General features: G+C 64.0%; 21 protein-coding genes. 5 read left to right on the top strand and 16 right to left on the bottom strand.

Annotated elements, in window-relative coordinates; translation table 11 throughout:
* Positions 1-5 precede the first annotated feature (5 nt).
* Positions 6-476, top strand: a complete 471-nt coding sequence (locus BW975_RS03885; protein ID WP_083686972.1) for an ATP-binding protein — start codon at positions 6-8, stop codon at positions 474-476.
* Between the two features lie 315 nt (positions 477-791).
* Positions 792-2,369, top strand: a complete 1,578-nt coding sequence (locus tag BW975_RS03880) for a gamma-glutamyltransferase family protein (RefSeq protein WP_076531111.1) — start codon at positions 792-794, stop codon at positions 2,367-2,369.
* A gap of 41 nt (positions 2,370-2,410) precedes the next feature.
* Here the strand turns inward: BW975_RS03880 and hspQ are convergent, their stop codons facing one another.
* Complete coding sequence (gene hspQ, locus BW975_RS03875; RefSeq protein WP_076531110.1) at positions 2,411-2,737, bottom strand: heat shock protein HspQ; 327 nt, start codon at positions 2,735-2,737, stop codon at positions 2,411-2,413.
* 259 nt (positions 2,738-2,996) lie between these two features.
* Between hspQ and BW975_RS03870 the strand changes: the two genes are divergently transcribed.
* Positions 2,997-3,581 (top strand): transglycosylase SLT domain-containing protein, encoded by a 585-nt coding sequence (locus tag BW975_RS03870; protein ID WP_076531108.1) that lies wholly within the window; start codon positions 2,997-2,999, stop codon positions 3,579-3,581.
* A 66-nt stretch (positions 3,582-3,647) separates the two neighbouring features.
* Here the strand turns inward: BW975_RS03870 and BW975_RS03865 are convergent, their stop codons facing one another.
* The 4 genes from BW975_RS03865 to BW975_RS03845 form a co-directional block, all read right to left on the bottom strand.
* Positions 3,648-4,262: a LolA family protein gene (locus BW975_RS03865; RefSeq protein WP_076531106.1), complete on the bottom strand. Its 615-nt coding sequence runs from the start codon at positions 4,260-4,262 to the stop codon at positions 3,648-3,650.
* Between the two features lie 74 nt (positions 4,263-4,336).
* Entirely contained in the window at positions 4,337-4,951 is a 615-nt protein-coding gene (locus BW975_RS03860) for an exopolysaccharide biosynthesis protein (protein WP_076533358.1), read from the bottom strand.
* Between the two features lie 111 nt (positions 4,952-5,062).
* Positions 5,063-8,074 (bottom strand): DNA translocase FtsK, encoded by a 3,012-nt coding sequence (locus BW975_RS03855; protein ID WP_076531105.1) that lies wholly within the window; start codon positions 8,072-8,074, stop codon positions 5,063-5,065.
* Positions 8,075-8,502: 428 nt separating this feature from the next.
* Complete coding sequence (locus tag BW975_RS03845; protein WP_076531102.1) at positions 8,503-9,831, bottom strand: amidase; 1,329 nt, start codon at positions 9,829-9,831, stop codon at positions 8,503-8,505.
* Positions 9,832-9,957: 126 nt separating this feature from the next.
* Between BW975_RS03845 and BW975_RS03840 the strand changes: the two genes are divergently transcribed.
* Positions 9,958-11,211: a UbiH/UbiF/VisC/COQ6 family ubiquinone biosynthesis hydroxylase gene (locus BW975_RS03840; RefSeq protein ID WP_170846551.1), complete on the top strand. Its 1,254-nt coding sequence runs from the start codon at positions 9,958-9,960 to the stop codon at positions 11,209-11,211.
* Positions 11,212-11,573: 362 nt separating this feature from the next.
* Here BW975_RS03840 and BW975_RS03835 read toward each other — a convergent pair whose 3' ends face one another.
* The 10 genes from BW975_RS03835 to BW975_RS03795 all read right to left on the bottom strand — a co-directional run bounded on the left by BW975_RS03835 (position 11,574) and on the right by BW975_RS03795 (position 19,789).
* Positions 11,574-12,017, bottom strand: coding sequence for a molybdenum cofactor biosynthesis protein MoaE (locus BW975_RS03835; protein WP_076531100.1), 444 nt, complete (start codon positions 12,015-12,017; stop codon positions 11,574-11,576).
* A 4-nt stretch (positions 12,018-12,021) separates the two neighbouring features.
* Complete coding sequence (gene moaD / locus BW975_RS03830) at positions 12,022-12,267, bottom strand: molybdopterin converting factor subunit 1 (protein WP_076531099.1); 246 nt, start codon at positions 12,265-12,267, stop codon at positions 12,022-12,024.
* Complete coding sequence (gene pgsA, locus BW975_RS03825) at positions 12,267-12,932, bottom strand: CDP-diacylglycerol--glycerol-3-phosphate 3-phosphatidyltransferase (protein WP_076531097.1); 666 nt, start codon at positions 12,930-12,932, stop codon at positions 12,267-12,269. Before pgsA ends, moaD begins: the two co-directional genes overlap by 1 nt.
* A gap of 116 nt (positions 12,933-13,048) precedes the next feature.
* On the bottom strand, positions 13,049-14,968 hold the full coding sequence (gene uvrC, locus BW975_RS03820; protein ID WP_083686971.1) for an excinuclease ABC subunit UvrC: 1,920 nt from the start codon (positions 14,966-14,968) through the stop codon (positions 13,049-13,051).
* A gap of 301 nt (positions 14,969-15,269) precedes the next feature.
* Complete coding sequence (locus BW975_RS03815; protein WP_076531096.1) at positions 15,270-16,049, bottom strand: SDR family oxidoreductase; 780 nt, start codon at positions 16,047-16,049, stop codon at positions 15,270-15,272.
* 15 nt (positions 16,050-16,064) lie between these two features.
* Positions 16,065-17,015, bottom strand: a complete 951-nt coding sequence (locus BW975_RS03810) for a calcium/sodium antiporter (protein ID WP_076531094.1) — start codon at positions 17,013-17,015, stop codon at positions 16,065-16,067.
* A complete protein-coding gene (locus BW975_RS18015; RefSeq protein WP_170846552.1) occupies positions 17,012-17,182 on the bottom strand; it encodes a hypothetical protein in 171 nt (56 codons plus the stop codon). Before BW975_RS18015 ends, BW975_RS03810 begins: the two co-directional genes overlap by 4 nt.
* Positions 17,183-17,188: 6 nt before the next feature.
* The gene (locus BW975_RS03805; RefSeq protein WP_083686970.1) at positions 17,189-18,010 is read right to left on the bottom strand and encodes a S49 family peptidase; all 822 of its coding nucleotides are present in this window, start codon (positions 18,008-18,010) and stop codon (positions 17,189-17,191) included.
* Positions 18,011-18,089: 79 nt separating this feature from the next.
* Positions 18,090-18,851: an ABC transporter permease gene (locus tag BW975_RS03800; RefSeq protein ID WP_076531090.1), complete on the bottom strand. Its 762-nt coding sequence runs from the start codon at positions 18,849-18,851 to the stop codon at positions 18,090-18,092.
* Positions 18,848-19,789 carry an ABC transporter ATP-binding protein gene (locus tag BW975_RS03795; protein ID WP_076531089.1) on the bottom strand — a complete coding sequence of 314 codons (942 nt, stop codon included), beginning with the start codon at positions 19,787-19,789 and terminating at the stop codon, positions 18,848-18,850. Before BW975_RS03795 ends, BW975_RS03800 begins: the two co-directional genes overlap by 4 nt.
* A gap of 150 nt (positions 19,790-19,939) precedes the next feature.
* Here BW975_RS03795 and BW975_RS03790 point away from each other — a divergent pair, with 150 nt between their 5' ends.
* A complete protein-coding gene (locus BW975_RS03790; RefSeq protein ID WP_076531087.1) occupies positions 19,940-21,178 on the top strand; it encodes a flavin monoamine oxidase family protein in 1,239 nt (412 codons plus the stop codon).
* On the opposite strand, the gene BW975_RS03785 is transcribed toward BW975_RS03790, so the two are convergent.
* Positions 21,171-21,674 carry a CoxG family protein gene (locus BW975_RS03785; protein WP_076531086.1) on the bottom strand — a complete coding sequence of 168 codons (504 nt, stop codon included), beginning with the start codon at positions 21,672-21,674 and terminating at the stop codon, positions 21,171-21,173. The two genes, BW975_RS03790 and BW975_RS03785, sit on opposite strands and share 8 nt — an antisense overlap.
* Positions 21,675-21,781 lie beyond the last annotated feature (107 nt).

The raw sequence follows: 21,781 nt of genomic DNA, 5'->3' as shown, positions 1-21,781 counted from the left end.
ACAAGATGGTGACTGCGGCTGGCACTCAGGCAGGCCTGGATCGGGCCGACCAACCAAAGCGGATGCGGCTGATCTTTACCGCCTCGCCCGAAGGGGTCCGGGATGCATTGCGAGATCTGCGCGCTTACTTGCGCGCCTCACAGCTTGGCGACGATGCCAGCGGCACGGTCGAAATCGTGCTGGCCGAGGCGCTGAACAATGTGGCCGAACATGCCTATGCCATGAGCGGCGAGGGCGATGTCAGGCTCGAGGTTATGTTGAGCTGCGGCCATCTGCAGGCCGACATTACCGATGCGGGCGCGCCCCTGCCCGGCCTCGATCTGCCGCGTGGCACTCCGCCTTGCCTCGATAAGGGCATCGATCTGCCCGAGGGCGGCTTTGGCTGGTTCCTGATCCACCGTCTGACCAGTGCGCTGACTTACCGCCGCGAAAAGGGGCGAAATCATCTGCACATAGAGGTGAGGCTGACGCCCTGAAGGCAATCAGGTCGCGCTCCGGCATTCCTTGTGCCGCACGGTCGGCGTGCATCCGCAGAAGCGCATCAATTCCTGCCCAAAACTTGCCCCGATCTTTTCTCATTCCGGGCCAACTGCCCCGCCATACCGGCATTGTAGCTGCAAAAGCTTCCCTCGGCGCTGCGTTTTTAACAGCCCCCACCCAGTGCGCAGCGTCGAGGACCCTTTGCACAGATCGTCACAAAGTGACCGATCGTCCAACTACCTCGTTTCCGCATATTGGCAATCGCAGGCACGCATCCTAGGCTGGCCGCGTTTCAAGCTGCAGGAGCCCTCATGCGCGATTTTCATCTGCCCGGCCGCTCGCCGGTTCTGGCGGCAAATGGCATGTGCGCCACCTCTCATCCGCTGGCCGCGAAAACCGCCGTCGACATCCTCGAGCGGGGCGGCAACGCAATGGACGCGGCTATCGCGGGCGCTGTCCTTTTGGGCATCTGCGAGCCGCAGATGACCGGGATCGGGGGCGATCTCTTTGCGCTTTTCACGACGCCGGGGGACGAGACCGTACATGCCTATAATGGATCGGGCCGCGCGCCCGGTGCGGCCAACGCGGCGGATCTGCGCGCGCGCGGTCTGGACGCGGTGCCGCTTTATACCGCCGAAGCAGTGACCATTCCGGGCGCGATCCACGCCTTTTGCGCCCTCAGCGCCGACCATGGGCGTCTAGGACTGGACGCGGTTTTGGCCCCAGCCATACGCTATGCGGAGGCTGGGGTGCCGGTCGCGCCGCGCGCCGCGTGGGACTGGGCGGAATCGGCATCGGTGCTCAAGGATCATGCGCTGGCGCATTACCTGCCGAGTGGCACGCCGCCAAAGGCGGGCGCGATCTTCCGCGCGCCGGGACAGGCCGAGGTGCTGCGCCGCGTCGCGGCCAAGGGCGCCAGCGCCTTTTACGAGGGTGAAATCGCCGACGACATGCTGGCCGCGCTGAACGCCGCCGGCGGTGTCCACACGGCTGCCGATTTCGCCGCCCATAGGGGCGAGCCCGCCCAGCCGATCAGCGGCGATTACAAGGGCCGCGAGCTGGTCGAGCATCCGCCCAACGGTCAGGGCGCAACGGCGATCCTGATGCTGAACATGCTGGCGCAATTCGACATCGCCGCAATGGACCCGCTAGGTGCCGATCGCGCCCATCTCGAAGCCGAAGCAACCAAGCTGGCCTATGACACGCGCAGCCGCATCATCGCCGATCCGGACCATACCGCGCGTACCGAATTCATACTCAGCATGGAGACGGCCCGCACCTTGGCCGCGATGATCGACCCCAAGCGGGCGCTGGCGTCGGCGGCGCCGCTGACCGAGGCAATGCACCGTGACACCGTTTATATCACCGTTGTCGACAAGGACCGCATGGCCGTATCCCTGATCTATTCGATCTTTCACGGCTTCGGCTCGGGCATCGCTTCCGAGAAGTTCGGGATCCTCATGCAGAACCGCGGCGCGGGATTTACCCTCTCCGAGGGACATCCTAACGAGCTTGCCGGCGGCAAGCGGCCTTTTCATACCATCATTCCCGGAATGCTCCGTCAGGGCGGGCGCGTGACCATGCCTTTCGGCGTGATGGGCGGCGCGTATCAGCCGGCTGGCCACGCGCGTTTCCTGTCAAACATCGCGGATTTCGGCATGGACCCGCAAACCGCTATCGACGCCCCGCGCTCTTTTGCCGACAAGGGCGAGATGCGGGTCGAGCGGGGATATTCCGATGCCGTTCGCGCCGATCTGGTCGACCGGGGGCATCATGTCGTGATTCCCGCTGAGGCGATCGGTGGAGCGCAAGCCATCGAGATTCGCGGCGATGGCGTGCTGGAAGGCGCGTCCGATCCGCGCAAGGATGGTTGCGCGCTGGGATACTGAAACGATGAAGATGCAGGCGGAAATGCCTGCCCGCACACGCCCTAGTTCAGCTGAAAATGCAGCGGATAATGGCCATCTTCAAACGGGCCGAAAAGATCGTCGATATCGGGATGCTCGACCGGCTCACCCGAATAGTCGGCAATCAGGTTCTGCTCACTGACATAGGCGACGTAATAGCTTTGATCGTTTTCCGCCAGAAGGTGGTAGAATGGCTGATCCTTGACCGGGCGGCTTTCCTCGGGGATCGAGGAGTACCATTCCTCGGTATTGGCGAATTCAGGATCGACGTCAAAGACCACACCCCGAAAGGGGTGCTTCTTGTGGCGGACGATCTGTCCAAGATGATATTTCGCGCGTGTTTTCAGCATAGCTCGCAGCCCATAAAGGTTGAGACTAATGGTTTCAAGTGGCCTTTGTCCAACCTTCATGCGGCGTAGTGGCGGAAACAGACTGTCAGCCAGATTGACGCCAGGACAGGTGGCGTGGCGCCTATGCGGGCATCTGCGCATCGGCAACAGCGCGAGGGCGCGCGAAAATCGTGATTTCCCATTCGCGCGAAAATGCGTAGACTGTCCCGATAAACCAAGGCAGCGTAGACTGCCGCGAAAATCGAGAGCAGAGGCAGCTATGAGCAGACAGCTTCGCGCGCTCCTTCTATTGGTGCTTGTCGCGGCCTGCGGGCGCGGCGGCAGTTACGGGGAATCCCCGAACCAGATGGAGGATGCCTGCGCCATTTTGCGGGAACGTCCCGAATACAGACGCGCATTCCGGGCCGCCGAGCGGCGCTGGGGTGTGCCAACCCATGTCCAGATGGCCACCATCTACCAGGAGAGCAAGTTCGTCTCGGACGCGCGCACGCCCTATCGCTATACGCTGGGCGTGATTCCGATGGGGCGGCAAAGCTCGGCCTTCGGATACAGCCAGGCGCTGGATGGCACATGGGATGAATATGTCGAAGAGCAGGGCGCACGCCGCGCGCGGCGCGACAACATTTACGACGCGACCGATTTCATGGGCTGGTACATGGCGAAGTCGCGCGATGCGCTGAACATTCCGATGTATGACGCACGCAATCATTACCTCGCCTATCATGAGGGCCGCACCGGGTATTCGCGTGGCAGCTACAACGGCAAGGCATGGCTGGTCCGCGTTGCCGGCACGGTCGAGGATCGCGCGGCGCGGTATCAGTCACAGCTGAGGCGCTGCAACTGATATAGTCCCAGGTCCACGAAAAAGGGCGCCCCGCCGGGCGCCCTTTCTCGTTTTCTGGCTTGCGGTTTAGCGCTCGACGCGCCCGCCTCCGGTGCCGATGCCGGGGATGACAAAGTTACTGTTGTCGATGCTGACTCCCGTAGTCAGATCGCCCAGAATGACCGTTGTGCGGCTGCCGCCGCTGTCGTTGATCACCCATTGGCGCAGCTCGGTCGGGTTTGAGGTAAAGACCAGATCGATGCTGCCATAATCGGGGTTGTCGGGATCCTGCGCGCGCACGGTGGTCGTCGTCCCGTCGCTACTGTGGCCCGTGACCATGCGGGCCCGGGTGAAATCGACATTGCGCGCCAGGATGATCGACAGCGGCGTGCGGTTCAGCGGATAACCCTGCGGGCCCTCATTCGACTTGCCGTCGATGATGCCCACCGTATCGCCATTGGCAACCACCAGCATTTCTTCGGGCGGCTTGTATTCGAACCGGACACGTCCGGGACGCTTGATCAGGATGCGGCCCTCGCTGATTGTGCCGTCGTCGTTGATTTGTGTGAATGCACCGCTCGCGGTTTGGAAACTGTTGAGATACCGCGACAATTCGCTCAGCGGCAGCTTTTGCGCGGCGGCGGGCAAAGCGCCGGCGCAGACCAGGATCAGCGCGGCAAGAAATGTACGTATGTGAGGCATGGGAATGGTCCCTTGTTCGTGATGCTCGGCCTGCCTTGTCGCAGGTTTCGCGGTGATATGCGATAACAGTTGTGTCAGGCGGCGCCTGCGCCCCCCGCAAAGAAGATGTAGACGGTAATCGCGGCCAGTCCCGCCACGACAAACCCCGTCAGAATCAAAAGCCCGTCCCGCACCGTCATGGCCAGCCCCAGAAACGCGATAGCCAGCATCGGCGCCGAACTGAGCCACGGGACAAGCTCGAGCGGCGGCACCGTCAGGCATAGGCCGAGGATAACGATTCCCGCAATACGCGACGCTTTGGGCCCTGCGAACCAGTCCAGCCGCCTGCCAAAGTGACGGTCCAGCCAGGCGCCGATACCGCGCAGCGACGTGACTGCCTTGCTCACATGAGCCGCCTTGACCGACATGCGATCGACAAAGCCGGGCAGCCAGACATCCTTGCGCCCGATGACCAGTTGAAACGCAAAAATAGCGCAGATTAACGCGATGAAGGTTGGCACGCCGGGGACGGCGCCGATGGGGGTAATCTCGAAGAGGGGCGGAATGAACAGCAACGGGCCAAAACCGCGCCCGCCGATGGCCGAGGCCACCTCGCCCACCGAGACAGCTTCATGCCCATTTCGGTCGGCGAGGCCCTGGATCTGATCCAACATATCCTCGACCGCGGTGGTCTTTTCTGGGCCTTGCATGCCGTCCTCCGAGCGCTCGCCCGTCAACGGCGCCAGCGCAAGCAAGGTTCCAAGGGCGCGGTGCGCACGCTCGGCGTAATGACGCCTGCACGCGCGCACGCACAGTCGCGGTTACTGCTCGGGCACGAGGATCTCGCGCTTGCCCACGTGGTTCGCCGCCGAGACGACGCCCTGATCCTCCATCTGCTCGACCAGGCGCGCGGCCTTGTTATAGCCGATCGCCAGCTTGCGCTGAATATACGAGGTCGAGCATTTGCGATCCGTGATCGCGATCTGCACCGCCTGATCGTAAAGCGCGTCCTCGCCGTCGGTATTGCCGCCGGTCGAAAGGCCCAGCACGGCGTCGATATTGCTCGCCTTGTCCTCGTCCGGGCCTTCCAGCACGCTGCCGACGTAGACGGGCGGGCCTTGCGACTTCAGGTGGTTGACGACATCCTCGACCTCTTCGTCGCTCACGAACGGGCCGTGGCACCGCGTGATCTTGGCGCCGCCGGCCATATAGAGCATGTCGCCCATGCCCAGCAGCTGCTCGGCCCCCATCTCGCCCAGGATGGTGCGGCTGTCGATCTTGGACGTCACCTGGAAGCTGATGCGGGTGGGGAAGTTCGCCTTGATCGTGCCGGTGATCACATCGACCGAGGGGCGCTGCGTCGCCATGATGATATGGATACCCGATGCCCGCGCCATCTGCGCAAGGCGCTGGATGCAGGCCTCGATCTCTTTACCGGCGACCATCATCAGGTCGGCCATCTCGTCGACGATGACGACGATATAAGGCATCTTTTCGGGCGCGAATTTCTCGGTTTCGAAGACCGGCTCGCCGGTCTCGTCGTCAAAGCCGGTCTGCACCGTACGGCTGAACATCTCGTTTTTGGCCTGTGCGTCGGCGACGCGGCCATTATAGCCGTCGATGTTGCGCACGCCCATCTTGGACATCTTGCGATAGCGCTCTTCCATCTCGGCGACGGTCCATTTCAGCGCGACGACCGCCTTTTTGGGGTCGGTCACAACGGGGCTGAGAAGGTGCGGGATGCCGTCATAAACGCTGAGTTCCAGCATCTTGGGGTCGATCATGATCATCCGGCAATCGTCCGGCGTCAGCTTGTAAAGCAGGCTTAGGATCATCGTGTTGATCGCCACCGACTTGCCCGAGCCGGTCGTACCGGCGATCAGAAGGTGGGGCATCTTGGCAAGGTTCGCGATCATCGCATCGCCGCCGATATCCTTGCCCAGCGCCAGAGGCAGCTTGTGATTGCCATCACCGAAATCGCGGTTCGACAGGATCTCGCGCAAGGACACCATTTCGCGATTGTCATTGGGCAGCTCGATCCCGATCACGGTGCGGCCCGGCACGGTGCTGACCCGCGCCGAGAGGGCCGACATCGAGCGCGCGATATCATCCGAAAGGCCAATGACACGGCTCGCCTTGAGGCCGGGGGCCGGCTCCAGCTCATACATGGTGACGACAGGACCGGGGCGGACCGAGACGATCTCGCCCTTGACGCCATAGTCATCCAGCACGACCTCCAGCATACGCGCGTTTTCCTCCAACGCCTCATCGCTGAGGTGATAGCGCGTGATGTTATCGGGGCTGGACAGCAGGCTGAGCGGCGGCAATTCGTATTGCGCGGCGGCCTCTTCGAATTGCAGAGCCGGCTGGGCTTCGGCCGCTGCGCGGGCCGACGGCGCGGGCGCCTTGCGCTGCAAGTGTTGAACCACCTTCTTGGGCTCGGGCGCCTGGGCGCGCGGCGCGGGCTGCGGTGCTGCGCGCATGGTGTCATCGAGGATCACGGCCTCGTCCAGATCATCTTGGGCCACATCCTCGACGGGCGCGGGCTGCGCCTGATAGGCGGTCGGCGCAGGGTCCGGAGCTTGCGGCACCGGCGCGCTCAGGCGCGGCTCGGGCGGCAGGGTCTGCGCAGCGGCGGAGGTCAGCGGCGGCTCGGGCGGCAAGCCGCCTTGGCGCGCGGTATCGAGAAGGAGCGGCGTCGGCCCCCTGCGCCCAGTGCGTGCGATGGCCGCAGCGGCGGCATGTTGCACCGGCGCTTGCGGCGCGGCGCGCACACGGCTCTTGATGATGTCGGCGATCTTCTCCTTGATGCGGTCCTCGCCGGGCATCTCGCGGTCACCCGCAACGGCCTCGGGCTCGACCCATTCCTGCGCGGGCATGGGCCCCGGCTTGCGTGCCAAGGGGTTGATCCGGCCCAGAAGGCCACCCTGTTTTTCGGGCGCGCGGGGCGCGGCGCGCTGCGGCGCCTGAAGCGGCGCGTGATATTGCGCGTGACCATCCTCGGGATCGTGAAGATCGTGCTGCACCTTGGCATGCACGCTGCGCCGGATCGGCGGGGCACCGTGCGTCTCGGTCACCGCATCGCTGCGCGACTGCGCCAGCGCGGGCTCGGCCCGGCGGGCCTGTGCGGCGCCTTGCGCGGCAAAGCGCGCCGTCCGAGCGGCCCCGGCAGCGCCCGCAGCGCCGCGCGTCAGAAGGCCGATCAGCACCGAATAGGCCATGATCACGCCCAGTGTGAGCCAGCGCAGGCCGCGTGCGATCTCGCTCCGCTCGAACCCGCAAACAAAGGCGCCAAGACCCAGCATCACAATGCCCAGCACCAGCGACAGGATCTTGAGGCCTGCCGCCGCGCCGATGGGCAGAATGCCCAGGGCAGCGCCCATGACCGTATCACCAAAGATGCCGCCCAGGCCGAAGCTGTGGCTGGCATACCATTCCGCACCCGGCGTCAGGGACGCCGCATAAAGCGACAGCACCGCGACCCAGATCGGCGCAAAGATGGCACGCGCCATCGCGCGTTCCTGCCCGCGGTGCAGGACAAAGCGCACGCCCCATACAGCCAAGACAATGGCGATGCCCCAGCCACCAAGACCGACCACCATGAAAAGCGTCGCCGCGATGGTCGCGCCCGTTTGGCCAATCCAGTTCTGCACCGGCGTGTCGACCGCCGAGAGCCAGCTGGGATCGTCAGGGCTGTAGGAGGCGAACATCATCATCGCCACGGCGGCCAGGCCCAGAAGGCCGAGTCCCAGCAATTCCTTGCCACGTTTCTCGATGGCCAAGGCCATGTTGCTGTCCAGCAAAGGATCGCGCCCGCGTGTCTGATATGCCATGTCGCCTCTTGTCCTTACGCCCTGAAGGGGCGGCGCGGTGCCTGCCCCATACCCTGCCCGAGCGCGGCTGCGCACTTGGCCGGGGTGTTTTCATCGGTGACCCAAGTCGGATGGCCCGGCGCGAACAGCGTCCCGCGCAGGGCACCTGGCAAATGGCACAGGCGCAGCGCATGAGGGACCGCAAGGTTCGAAAACCGCTCGGAAAACATCGAAACTGCCTCAGGTTCGGGATCATTGTCGCCCCGTATCCCGCAAAACTACGCGCTCCGCCCGCGTCCGTCCAGCAAAACCATCCGGGTGCGGGGCCCATTGTGGCATTTTTGGCAGTCTGGGCTTTTTCTTGGTGAAAATACCCGATTCCAACGGCTTATGCAGCGTATCGCAGCCCGCATGACGCGGCGGGCGCATGGCGGCATGCGGGCACCGCTTCAGCGCAAAGCGGTCTCGGCGGCCTGCGCGACGCGCAAGAGGCGCGCTTCGCCCATGGCCGCGCCGCAGAGCATGATGCCGCAACTGGGCACGCCCGTCGGCAGGGTGATCGCCGCCAGCCCCATGAGGTTGCCGACGCGCGTATTGCGCAGCGTCAGAAGGTTTTCGGTGACGTAATAGGCGCCATCCTCCATCAGCCGGTTCGCATCGGGCGGCAGGTTCGGCGCACTTGGCATCAGCGCGGCGTCATACCCGGCCATGCGCGTAGCCCAGACACCGCGCAGGCGGTCCAGCAGTTGCCAGGCCGCCACGAAGTCCGGCGCGCTCACGTCTTTGCCGCCGCGAAACCGGTCGCGGATGGGGCCGAACATCTTGCCCGGATCCGCCTCGATCACATCGCCCCACGTGCCATAGGCTTCGGCGGAGAAAAGCGTCGCCGAGAGGCCCATCGCCTCGTCCACCTCGGGCGCGGTGACGGGGATCAGCGCGGCGCCCGCCGCCTCCAGCCGCGCGCAAGCGGCATCATAGGCCGCCGCGGGCGCGTCGCGCAGATCATCCATAACCGTGCTTTGCAGCATGGCCAGCCGCATCCCTGTCAGCGACGCACCCCGCAGATCGACGGGCGTGCGATCCTCCAGCACGGCCAGCAGCAGGGCGGCATCCTCGACTGTGCGCGTCAGCGGCCCGACGGTGTCGAACCGCGCGGCCAGCGGAACCGCGCCTTTGCAAGAAACGCGCCCGGCCGTTGTCTTGAGCCCCACGAGATCGTTCCACGCCGCAGGCACCCGAACCGAGCCGCCCGTATCACTGCCGATTCCGGCAGCGGCCAGGCCATGCGCCACGCTCGCCGCCGCGCCCGAGGAAGAACCGCCGGCCACCGCCTCCGCGTCATTCACACAAGGCGGCGTCGCGGTCATCGGATTGAGGCCCAGGCCCGAGAAGGCCAGCTCGCTCATATGCGTCTTGCCAAGGCAGACGAGGCCGGCGGCGGTGGCATTGGCAAGAACTTCGGCATCGCGCGCGGGCACGCGGCCCTCCAGAAGGCGACTGCCCGCCTGTGTCGCCGTGCCTGCGCTGTCGAAGAGGTCCTTCCAACTGATCGGCACGCCGTCCAGCGGTCCACGCCTTTGTCCCTCTCGTGCGCGCCGTGCGGCGGCCTGCGCCTCGGCGCGAGCACGGTCCTCGGTGGTGGCCGAATAGATGCGCCGCGCGGCCGGGTGGGCCGCGATCGCCGCAAGATACGCTTCGGTCAGCTCGGCCGCGTCAATCCGGCCCACGTCGATGCCCCGGCCCAGATCCGCCGCGCTCATGTATAGCCAATCCTGCATCGCTCGCCCCTCGCAATTGCGCGCTGTTTTCCCCGTCAGACTAGAGGGTTTCGCAGCAAAGCTGAATTGCCCTTTTTGGCAAAAACAGGCCCGGCGCGCGATATGCTCTGCGCGTCAGGGAAGCGCATGGACAATCCCGCATCGGCGGCCATATTACGTGGCATGAAAATGGATACGGATATCGCGATCGTGGGCGGCGGGCTGAATGGCTCGGCCCTGGCTTTGGCTTTGGCACAGCAGGGCATCACGGTCTGCGTGATCGACGCTTTGCCGCGCCCGGCACGTGCGGATGGGGATTTCGACGGGCGCTCTTATGCGCTGGCGATGGCCTCGGTTCGGATGTTGCGTGCTCTCGGCATCTGGGCCGGGATCGAGGACCGCACCCAGCCCATGCTCGAGATCAAGGTCAGCGACGGGCGCGCGGGCGCCGGTCCACTGACACCGTTTTCGCTGCATTTCGACCATGCCGAGCTGGAGGAAGGCCCGATGGGCCATATGTGCGAGGACCGTGTTTTGCGCCCCGCCCTTCTGGATGCGATGGACGCCGATAGTCGCATCACCACCATTTCCGAAGATGCCGTCACGACGCAAGAGGTGGATGATACCGGCGTTACCCTTACGCTGGCCTCGGGGCGCCGGGTGCGCGCGCGGATGATGGTCGGATCGGACGGGCGGGCCTCGGGCACGGCACAGCGCGCTGGGATCCGGCGCACCGGCTGGGGCTATGGGCAGACGGCCCTTGTCTGCGCGGTCGAGCATGAGCTGCCACATCACGGCATCGCGCATCAGTTCTTCATGCCGCCGGGGCCGCTTGCCATTCTGCCGTTGCCGGGCAATGTCTCGTCCATCGTCTGGAGCGAGAATGCTGCCACTGCCGCGGCCTTTGACGCGCTGGACGACGAGGGTTTTCTGGCGGTGCTGCGGCCGCGCTTCGGCGATTTTCTGGGCGATATCGCGCTGCGCGGGCGGCGCTATACCTACCCGTTGGGTCTGAGCCTTGCCAATCACCTTGTGGCGCCGCGGCTGGCGCTGGTGGGCGATGCGGCGCACGGGATGCATCCCATCGCGGGCCAAGGGCTGAACGCCGGGCTGCGCGATATCGCCGCTCTGGCGCAGGTTCTGGGCGAGGCGCGCGCGCGGGGCGAGGATTTCGCCGCGCCCGATGTGCTGGAGCGGTATCAGCGCTGGCGGCGCTTCGACATTGCGGCGCTGGCGGCTACGACCGACCTTACCAACCGGCTGTTCTCGAACGACAATCCGCTTCTGCGCAAACTGCGCGATATTGGTATGGGCGCGGTTCAGGCCACTGCGCCGCTGAGGCGCGGCCTGATGCGCGAGGCCGCTGGCCTGACCGGCGATCTGCCCGATCTTATGCGCTAGACATTTGGCGGCGCCTACGCTTCAAACAGGGTTTCGCAACAGGCTACGCCTTCGCTCCGCTGCGCATCACGGGTCTCCAGCAGCCCTGCCGGAAAATTCTCCAACACGGCGCTTCAGCGCGACACTTGGCCGCTGGCCGGTATCAGCGTTGCCTCTACCGTCATAGGATGGGGCGCTTGTCCATTGCCCACCGGCAACGTCAGGGCGTAGGGCGGGCGTGGAACCACCGCGCGGATCCGTTCGATACACCTTGCAGACGGGCCAAGCACCGGCGGCACCGTGGACGAGTCTCCGGACGGAATTCTTGGCCCAAGGCTATGCCAGCCTGGCGCGCCGCTCAAGCGATGCCAGGGGCATCGCCATCACTCCCAGAGCTTCAACGCTTCCTCATCCGCCTCGCGCGCCTCGACCCAGGCGGCACGATCACCCGTCACTTCTTTTTTCCAGAAAGGCGCGCGGGATTTAAGATAGTCCATCAGGAACATCGCGGCCTCGAACGCATCCTTGCGGTGGCGCGAGGCGGCGGCGACCATCATGATCATCTCATCCGGATCCAGCCGCCCGTAGCGGTGGATGATCAGGCTGCCGCCCAGATCCCAGCGCTCATGCGCCTCCTCGGCAATGCCGCGCAGCGCCCGTTCGGTCATGCCCGGGTAATGTTCGATCGTCATGTGATCGAGGCCGCCGGCCAGGTCGCGAACGATCCCCGTAAAGGTCACGACCGCGCCCATACCCGTCTGGCGCGCGGCGAAGGCATTGGCCTCGGCCCCGAAGTCAAAGGCGGCCTCCTGAACGCGGACCTCCATCGGCCTAGCCCCCAGTCATGGGCGGAAAAAACGCGACCTCGCGCACATCGGCAAGGGGCGTATCCCAGGCAGCCAGCTCCTGGTCGACGGCCACGCGAAGCGCCGCAAGATCGCTGAACGCCATGTCATAGCGCGCCTCGCGGGCGCGCAGTTCGGCCACCAGATCGGCAACGGTCGCGGCGTCCGTCTGAACCGTCTCGCGCGGCAGGCCGATCCGTTCGCGGACCCATGCAAAATAAAGGATATCCATCAGCGATCATCCCTCAAGTAAGGAAGCGATTTCAGCAGGTAATCCGCGCCCGAGATCAGTGTCAGCACCGCTGCCAGCCACAAAAGACCAAGGCCCGCGTACCACGTGTAATGCATCCCGGTCAGTTTCCAGCCAAGGCCCATCACATCTTCTTCGGCGCCCGTCAGGATCGCGTCGACCATGGCCGCATCCATGCCCATCGTGGACATGCCGAAATAATGCTCGAAGACGCCTTGGGCGAAAAGCGTTGCGATGGCGACCATCTGCGCCGTCGTCTTCCACTTGGCCAGCTTGGTCACCTTGAGCAGGCCCGCCGTGTCGCCCAGAAATTCGCGCAGGCCCGAGACGAAAACCTCGCGAAAAAGGATCACGGTTGCGGGCAGGACCAGCCATGGCGACATGGGCGAATAGCCCACGATCACCATCAGCGCGATCACCACCATCGCCTTGTCGGCAATGGGATCGAGCATGGCGCCCAGCCGCGTCTCCTGCTTCCACGAGCGGGCGAGATAGCCGTCGAACCAGTCGGTGATCGCCGCCGATACGAAAAGGATCAGCGCGAACCAATCGGCATAGGGCCGGGTAAAATAAAGGAACATGACCGCCACGCCGGGGGCGGCCAAAAGGCGCAAGAGCGTAAGTATATTTGGCAAGGTCATGGTCATAAAGCATGTCTACCGTGCCGCTTCGCCGGGCGAAAGCCCCGGCATACGGGCGGACCGGCTCTTTTCCGCGCGGAAAAGAGTGCCGAAACCGTGCGGTTTCGGCCCCCGCATCCCGCTTAGCCCTTATCGTGAAAGTAGTCATAGACCTTTTGCGCCAGCGCCGCGCTGACGCCCTCGACCGCCTTGAGATCGGCGAGGTTTGCGCGGCCGACCGCCTTGGCGCTGCCGAAATGCGCCAAAAGCGCGCGTTTGCGCGCGGCGCCGACGCCCGGCACATCATCCAAGGGCGTTGCGCTCACGGCCTTGGATCGCTTGGCGCGGTGCGTGCCGATGGCAAAGCGGTGCGCCTCGTCGCGCAGACGCTGAATGAAATAGAGGACGGGATCGTTGCGCTGAAGCGCGATGGGCCGCTGGCCGGTGCGGTGAAACTCCTCCTTGCCCAGATCGCGGTCGATGCCCTTGGCCACGCCCACCATGGGGATATCGCTGACGCCCATTTCGTCCATGATTGCGCGCACGGCACTGACCTGCCCCGCGCCGCCGTCGATCAGCAAAAGGCCGGGCCACGTGCCCTTGGAGCGATCCGGATCCTCCTTCAGCAAGCGTTTGAACCGCCGCTTCAGCACCTCCTTCATCATGCCGAAATCGTCGCCGGGGGTCAGGTTGTCACCGCGGATGTTGAACTTGCGGTACTGATTTTTCATCATCCCCTCGGGGCCCGCGACGATCATCGCGCCGACGGCGTGGGCACCCTGAATGTGGCTGTTGTCATAGACCTCGATCCGCTCGGGCGGGGCATCAAGGCCAAAGGCATCTGCAACGCCGCGCAAGAGTTTCGCCTGTGTCGCGCTTTCGGCCATCTTGCGGGCAAGGCTCTCGCGGGCGTTTCGCATCGCGGCCTCGACCAGCTCGGCCTTCTCGCCGCGCTGCGGGACCATCAGCGTCACTTTGCGGCCCAGCGTTGCGCTTAGCGCGGCCGCCATCAGATCCGGGTTGTCGATCTCGTGCGACAGGATCAGCTGGCGGGGCGGCTCCTTGCCGTCGTAGAATTGGCCAATGAAGGCCTCGAGCACCTCGGGCGCCTCGACATCCGCGCCGACGCGTGGATAGAAATCACGATTGCCCCAGTTCTGCCCGGCGCGGATGAAAAACACCTGCACGCAGGCTTGCCCGTTTTCCAGATGCAGCGCGATGATGTCGGCCTCGTCCACACTGCGCGGATTGATGCCCTGCGACGTCTGCACCTGCGTCATCGCCTTGATCCGGTCGCGCAGCGCGGCGGCACGCTCGAATTCCATCGCCTCGCTGGCCTCGGCCATTTGCGCCGCCAGTTTTTCCTGGATCTCGGTCGACTTGCCGCTGAGGTAACGCTCGGCATCGCCGACCTGCGCCGCATACTCGGCCTTCGAGATATAGCCGACGCAAGGCGCAGTGCAGCGTTTGATCTGATATTGCAGGCAAGGTCGCGTGCGGGTTTCGAACATGCTGTCGGTGCAGTTGCGCAACTGAAACACGCGCTGCAACTGCGCCAGCGTCCGGTTGACCGCGCCCGCGCTGGCGAAGGGGCCGTAATAGGCGCCCTTCTCGCGCTTGGCTCCGCGATGTTTCTTGATCATCGGATAGTCGTGCGACTTGGTGACAAGGATATTCGGGAATGATTTGTCGTCGCGCAGCAGTACGTTGTATTTCGGCTTGAGCTGCTTGATGAGATTCTGCTCCAGCAGCAGCGCCTCGGTCTCGGTCGCGGTGGTCAGGAACATCATCGACGCGGTCGCATCGATCATCCGCATGATGCGGCCCGTGTGTCCTGTGGGCCGCGCATAGCTACTGACCCGCGCCTTGAGATTGCGCGCCTTGCCCACGTAAAGAACGCGCGCCTGTGCATCCAGCATCCGGTAGACGCCCGGCGACGCATCCAGCGTCCGCAGGTAGGCCTGGATCACCTTGTGGCCGGTCGGCACGGGGCTTTGCGCGGCGGCGTCCGGCGCGCTGCTGTCCTTGGTGGCATCGGAGGATGTGAGGGATTCGTCGGTCATGCGCCTATAGATATGATTCTGCGCAGCGGCTGCAATCTTGGAGCGCGGCGCACAAGGGGAATCCTTTCCACGGTTTATGTGGATAACTCTGCGGGTAACTTTGCGTCACCTCGATTTTTTCGTTGTTCTCAACGGGCTTCTCAAGAATGCCCATTTTTTAGGCGCTTTTGCAAAGCATTGAAATCACTACATATATTTTATGCTGCAGTGCAAAATACTGAAAACGTTACACATTTCCGTTACAATTTTTAACAGGTCCTAACGCAGTGCAAAACTTTCGCCGCCCCTGCCCGATCGGCGCCTATTCCACCCCTATGACATCGGGTGTTTGCCAGCACAGATGCTGGCCTCCATCGATGCACAAAAGCTGCCCTGTCACGGATGGCGCATTCAGAAAATAGCTCAATGCACCGGTGATATCCGACGTATTCGAACCGCGCTCCAGCACCGTCGCGGCGCGCTGCGCGGCGAAATGCTCTTCGCTCTGCCGGGCGGCCCGCAGGGTGGGCCCCGGGCCGATACCATTGACCCGAACGCGCGGCGCCAATGCCTGCGCGGCAGTCTGGGTGAAGGCCCAGAGCCCCATCTTGGCCAATGTGTAGCTCATGAATTCCGGCGTCAGCTTGCGCACCCGCTGGTCGATCATGTTGACCACCAATCCCTGGGCCAGCGGCTCGCCGTTCTCGTCATTCATAGGGTCGGGCACTTGCGCGGCCAGCGCCTGGGTCAGCACGAACGGCGCACGCAAATTACTCTCGAAATGGCGGTCCCAACTGCCGCGCGTGGCGCTGGCGACGGTATCATGTTCGAAGATCGAGGCGGAGTTGACCAGCACGGTCATGGGGCCGCCCAGCGCGTTCGCGGCATCCGAAATCAGCGGCGTCACCAGGTCCTCGACCAGCAAATCGGCCTGAAGCGTGACGGCAGTCCGGCCCAGCGCGCGGATCTCGTCTGCGACATCCTCGGCTTCGCTTTGCGAGCTGTGGTAATGCACCGCGATATCAAAGCCCTGCCGCGCCAGTTCGATCGCCATCGCACGACCCAGTCTCTTGCCGGCCCCGGTTACCAATGCACGCGCCATCGCGGCTCTCCCCTGTCAGATCAATACGATGGTGACATAGGCCAGATATGCCGCGGTCAAGAGAACGCCCCAGACCCGGCCGATATCCACCTTGAAAAAGACGAAGGGTATCAGGATCAGCGACGCCCCCAACATGACCCAGAGATCGAAGGTCAGGAACTCACGCTCGACCGGGATCGGGCCGATCAGTGTCGTGATGCCGATGATCGCAAGCAGGTTGAACATGTTCGAGCCGATGACATTGCCCAGTGCCACGTCCGCCTGGCGACGCAGCGCGGCCATTACCGTCGTCGCCAATTCAGGCAGCGATGTGCCCAGCGCCACCAGCGTCAGGCCGATTACAGCGTCCGTCACGCCGTATTCCCGCGCGATGATCGACGCGTTGTCCACCAAAAGGCTTGCGCCCAGTGGCAGACCGACAAGGCCCAGCACCAAAAAGAGGATGATGCGCCACCACGGCATGTCCGGGTCTGCACCTTCGACCTCGTCCTCGACGGCCAGCGCCTTTTCCGCGCGGCGGTGGCGGGTCGCGTCGCGCGCCGCATCGAAAAGCATATAGGCCAAGGCCGCCAGCAGGATCAGGCCCGACCAGAAGGTGAAGGTTCCGAAGAAGGCGAGCGCGATGAAAAGGACGCTGGCGACGATCATAAAAATGTAGGTCTTGCGCGTCTCGCAGCCGCTGGTGTGCAGGACCGACAGGATCGCGGGCAGGCCCAGCACCAATAGCACATTCGCCGTGTTCGAACCGACGACATTGCCCAGCGCAAGGCCCGGCATCCCCCGCATCACCGCATCAATCGAGATCAGCAACTCGGGCGCCGATGTGCCAAAGGCAACAATGGTCAGGCTGACGATCAGGGCAGGGACACCCACCCGGAGGCTCAGGTTCACGGCGCCCTTGACCAGCGCATCCCCGGCCAGAAGCAATATGACGAGGCCCAGCCCTGCAAGTGCCCAAACCGTCATTTGCCGATACCCCGCGTGCAAGGGCACGGGCCCTTGCCGATCTTGTATTTACCGCATTTGCTGCATTTCGCCGCCGCCAACGTTTTTTGGCCCGGAAAACGCAGTTTTCCGAACATGGCCAGCACCACCATGCCGACGAGAAAGAGCGAGACGATCTTGACGATCATGCCGGCCTACAGCCCGAAACGCGCGTATTGCGCGCGCTCCTCGACGGCGGCGATGGCATCCTCGGCCATGGTCGCGCCGAAGCGGGATAGCAGTCCCTTCTTGGGGCCATAGCGCATCAGGCGCACCTTCTTGCCGTAGAGCTCTTGCAGCTTGGGCATCATATGCGCCTCGCCGTCGACCAGCCCCAGCTTGGCCGCGCGGCGGCCCAACCAGAATTCGCCGGTGAAAATATCGGGATTGTCGGACAGTTTGTCACCGCGCCGTTCCTTGACATAGGCGATAAAACCGCTGTGCAGATCCTCTAGGATATCCTTGAGCCGCGCGACATCCTCGTCCTTTTGCGGCAGGAACGGATCCAGCGTGGATTTGGACTTGCCCGAGGTGTGCACGCGGCGCTCGATCCCCTGCCGGGCGAGGAAAACGGGTGCGCCAAAACCGGCGGAGATAACGCCGATCGAGCCGACGATCGAGCCGAAATCGACCCAGATGTCATCGGCGGCTGCGGCCAGCCAATAACCGCCCGAGGCGGCCACATCCTCGACAAAGGCGTGGACGGGCACGTTCTTTTCCTCGGCCAGCCGGCGGATGCGTGCCGCGATCAGCGAGGATTGCACTGGCGAGCCGCCTGGCGAGTTGATCAGCAGGGCCACCGCGCTCGGCTTGCCCTTCTTGAACGCCTTTTCCAGGATGGGCGCCAATGCCTCGTCGTTCAACGATGCGCGGCCTGTGCCGATGCTCCCCGAGAGGCGCACCACGGCGACGCGCGAGCGGGATTTGGTGAAAGGCAGGCGGGATTTGAGCGCGATCCAATTTGTCATCCTCGGCATGTATTACCCCGCGCCCTGCACGACAAGGCGGCGGCGTCAGATCGCATCCCCCTGCGGCCAAAAAGCTGCGCCACCGACCTCAAGATTTGATCCGGTAGCCCGTCTTGAAGATCCACCAGACGACGGCCATGCACATCGCGGTAAAGACCCCGATCGCCAGCAGCGACCAGCCCACGCCCACATCCGCCACGCCGAAGAACGACCAGCGAAAGCCCGAGACGAGATAGACGACCGGGTTGAACAAGGCGACCGACTGCCAATTCTCGGGCAGCATCGAGATCGAGTAGAAGGCGCCCCCGAGGAAGACGAGCGGCGTGATCACCAGCAGGGGAATCAGCTGAAGCTGTTGGAAATTATTCGCCCAGATCCCGATGATGAAACCAAAGAGGCTAAAGCTGATGCAGGTCAGCAGCAGGAAGGCCATCATCGCCCAGGGGTGCATGATCTGAATTTCCACGAAGAACCCGGCAGTGATGAGGATCACCACACCGATCAACAGAGATTTCGTGGCCGCCGCGCCGACATAGCCCAGCACGATTTCGAGGAAGTTGACCGGAGCCGAGAGAAGCTCGAAAATCGTGCCGATGAATTTCGGGAAATAGATGCCGAAGGACGCGTTGCTGATCGACTGGGTCATCACGCTCAGCATGATGAGGCCCGGTACGATAAAGGCGCCATAGCTGACGCCCTCGACCTGGTCGATGCGGCTGCCAATGGCGGCGCCGAAGACCACGAAGTAAAGCGAGGTCGAGATGACGGGCGACAGAAGGCTTTCCATCAGGGTGCGGAAAAACCGCTTCATCTCGTAGAGGTAGATCGCCCAGATTGCCGGCAGGTTCATGCGGCATCCTCCGTTGTCTCGTCCTGGATCAGTCCCACGAAGATCTCCTCAAGGCTGCTCTGGTTGGTCTGAATATCGCGCAGCGCCATGCCCTCGGCGGCGATGGCCTGCAGAAGGCGCGTGATGCCGGTGCGCTCGCCCCCGGCCTCATAGGTATAGCTGAGCGACATGCCATCCACCGCCAGCGCCAGATCGTAGTCGGCCAGCGCCTTGGGGATCGTCTCCAACCGCTCCATCAGGTCGATCCGCAGGGTCTTCTGACCCATGCGCGCCATCAGGTCGGCGGTCGGCTCGACCAGCAGGATCTGGCCCTTGTTGATGACGGCGATGCGGTCGGCGATCGCCTCGGCCTCTTCGATGTAATGGGTGGTCAGGATGATCGTAACGCCGGATTTGCGCAGATCCTCGACGACCTGCCACATGTCGCGGCGCAGCTCGACATCGACGCCCGCCGTGGGCTCGTCCAGGAAGAGGACACGCGGCTCGTGGCAGAGCGCCTTGGCGATCAGCACGCGGCGCTTCATCCCGCCAGACAGCTCGCGGATGCGCGCGTTGCGCTTGTCCCACAGGCTCAGCTGGCGCAGGATCTTTTCCAGCAGCTTGTCGTCCCGCCGCTTGCCGAACAGGCCGCGGGAAAAACGCACAGTGTTGATCACCTTCTCGAAGGGCTCCAGCGCGATCTCCTGCGGGACCAGCCCGATCATCGCGCGCGCCTTGCGATAGCCTGTCACCACGTCATGCCCGCCCACCGTCGCGCGCCCGCTGGTCGGCGTCACGATCCCGCAAAGCGCCGAAATGAGCGTCGTCTTGCCCGCGCCGTTGGGACCCAGCAGCGCGATGATCTCGCCCTCCTCGATCTGAAGCGAAACACCGCCCAGCGCGGTGAAGCCCCCGTCATAGACCTTGCCCATGTTCTGCACGTCGACGATGGCCGTCATGCTGCCCCCCCTTTTGCTGACCGCTGCGAACCTAACGCATTCGCGCGCCGAGGCAATCGCGCATCAAGCGGGGGACGGGTCTGCGCTGCTGCACAGCCTTGCCGGGGGCGGCGCGCGCTGTATGGTGCGCCCTGAAACGAGGGCTTTGCCATGGACAAGGGACAGATCATCATCGTCGGCGCGGGTGCTGCGGGTATCGGCGCGGCGCTGGAATGCGCGGCGCAGGGCATCCCCTATACCGTGCTTGAGGCGGCGGACCGTGTTGGCGGGCGTGCCTACACGGCAGCGGCAGGGCTGCCGCGTGCATGGGATCACGGCTGTCATTGGCTGCATTGTGCGGACGTAAATCCGCTGGTGGCATGGGCGGACAGGCTGAGTGCGCATTATGCGAAACAGCGCACACTGAGCGATGCGTTCAGCGTTTGGGATGGCGGCGCGCTGCTGACCCCCGAGGGCGTGCGCGCCTGCGATCAGGCGGTGAAAGGCGCCTTCGAGGCTATCGAGGCATCTGGCCGCGACGTACCTATCCCCGAGGTTCTGCCGGATGCAGGGCGCTGGTCTCCCACAATCAAGCTGATCCTCGCGCTGATGGCGGGGGACGATGCCGACGACGTCTCGGCCTCGGGCTATGCCGACTATCAGGACACCGATAACAATTGGCCCGTGCTGTCGGGCTATGGCGCGCTCATCTCCGCGATGGCGGGCGGGCTAAACATCCGTACCGCGTGCCCGGTGCGCGCCATCCACCAGCGCACTGACGGCGCCACGGTGGTCACCGATGAGAGTGATCTGGAAGCAGAAGGCGTGATCGTAACCGCCTCGACCAACGTGCTGGCGCGCGGGAGCATCCATTTCAGCGAAGGCGCCGCCGCCGATCTGGCCCATGCGCTCGACCGCGTTCCTTGCGGCGTCTACGAGAAGGTCGCCTTCGCGATGGAGGCCATCCCCGAAGAGCTTGCCGACACTCGGTTTCTGACGGTGCAGCAGCCGGGCAACGATATGGCGACGAATTTTCAGGTGATGCGCGGGGATGCACCCATGATGCTGTGCCATATGGCCGGCGCCAAGGCCCATGCGCTGGTCATGGCCGGCCCCGAGGCGATGACCGATTACGCGCGCGCCGCGCTGGTGCAGGTCTTTGGCGCAGGTATCGAGAAACGCATTACCGGCACGGCAACCACGAACTGGACGAACGACCCGCTGGTGCTGGGTTCCTATTCGCACGCGCGCCCCGGCTCGGCCGATTTTCGGCGCGAGATGATTGCACGCGACACGGGCCGGGTGGCTTTTGCGGGCGAAGCATTCTCGCCGCACTGGCAGGCGACGGCGCATGGCGCCTATGACAGTGGGCGCAGCACGGCCGCGCGTATGGCGCTGAAAATCAGCTGATCAGCTTCTTCAGCCAGCCCTTCTTCTCGGCCTCGGGCGCCTCGTCTTCTTCTTTCGGCCCCTCGATCACCTCTTCGAGACGGGCAAAGAACTGATCGGCCATCTTCTTGGCAAAGCCATCGACAATGCGGCTGCCCAGCTGCGCCAGCTTGCCGCCCACCTTGGCCTCTACGTCGTAGCTGAGCGTGGTGACACCATCCGCCTCATCAAGCCGCACATCGGCGCTACCCTTGGCAAAGCCGGCGGCGCCGCCCTTGCCTTCGCCGGTCAGGGTCAGGCTTTCATGCTCGATCATGTTCGTGACGGTGACCGCGCCGCGGAATGTCGCCTTGACCGGCCCCACTTTTTGCGTGACGACGGCCTCAAAGCCCTCTTCGGGACTGCCGGTCACCTCACTGGCGCCCGGCACGCATTCCTTCAGCACTTCGGGGCTGAGCAGTGCCGCCCAGACCGTGGCCTTGTCCGCCTCGATCTCACGTTTGTCGCTCATCTGCATTTGAACACTCCCCTCTGGCGATTTTGGCCAAGCGTAGCCCAAGCCACGCGGTCCGCCAAGCGGGCATGACGCAGGTGCAGGCAATTGCCGCCTCCCCTGCCCTCACA

Origin of the sequence: Roseovarius nanhaiticus (assembly GCF_900156535.1) — a bacterium.
Classification (GTDB): domain Bacteria; phylum Pseudomonadota; class Alphaproteobacteria; order Rhodobacterales; family Rhodobacteraceae; genus Roseovarius; species Roseovarius nanhaiticus.
This window is presented reverse-complemented; position numbering and strand designations above follow the sequence as displayed.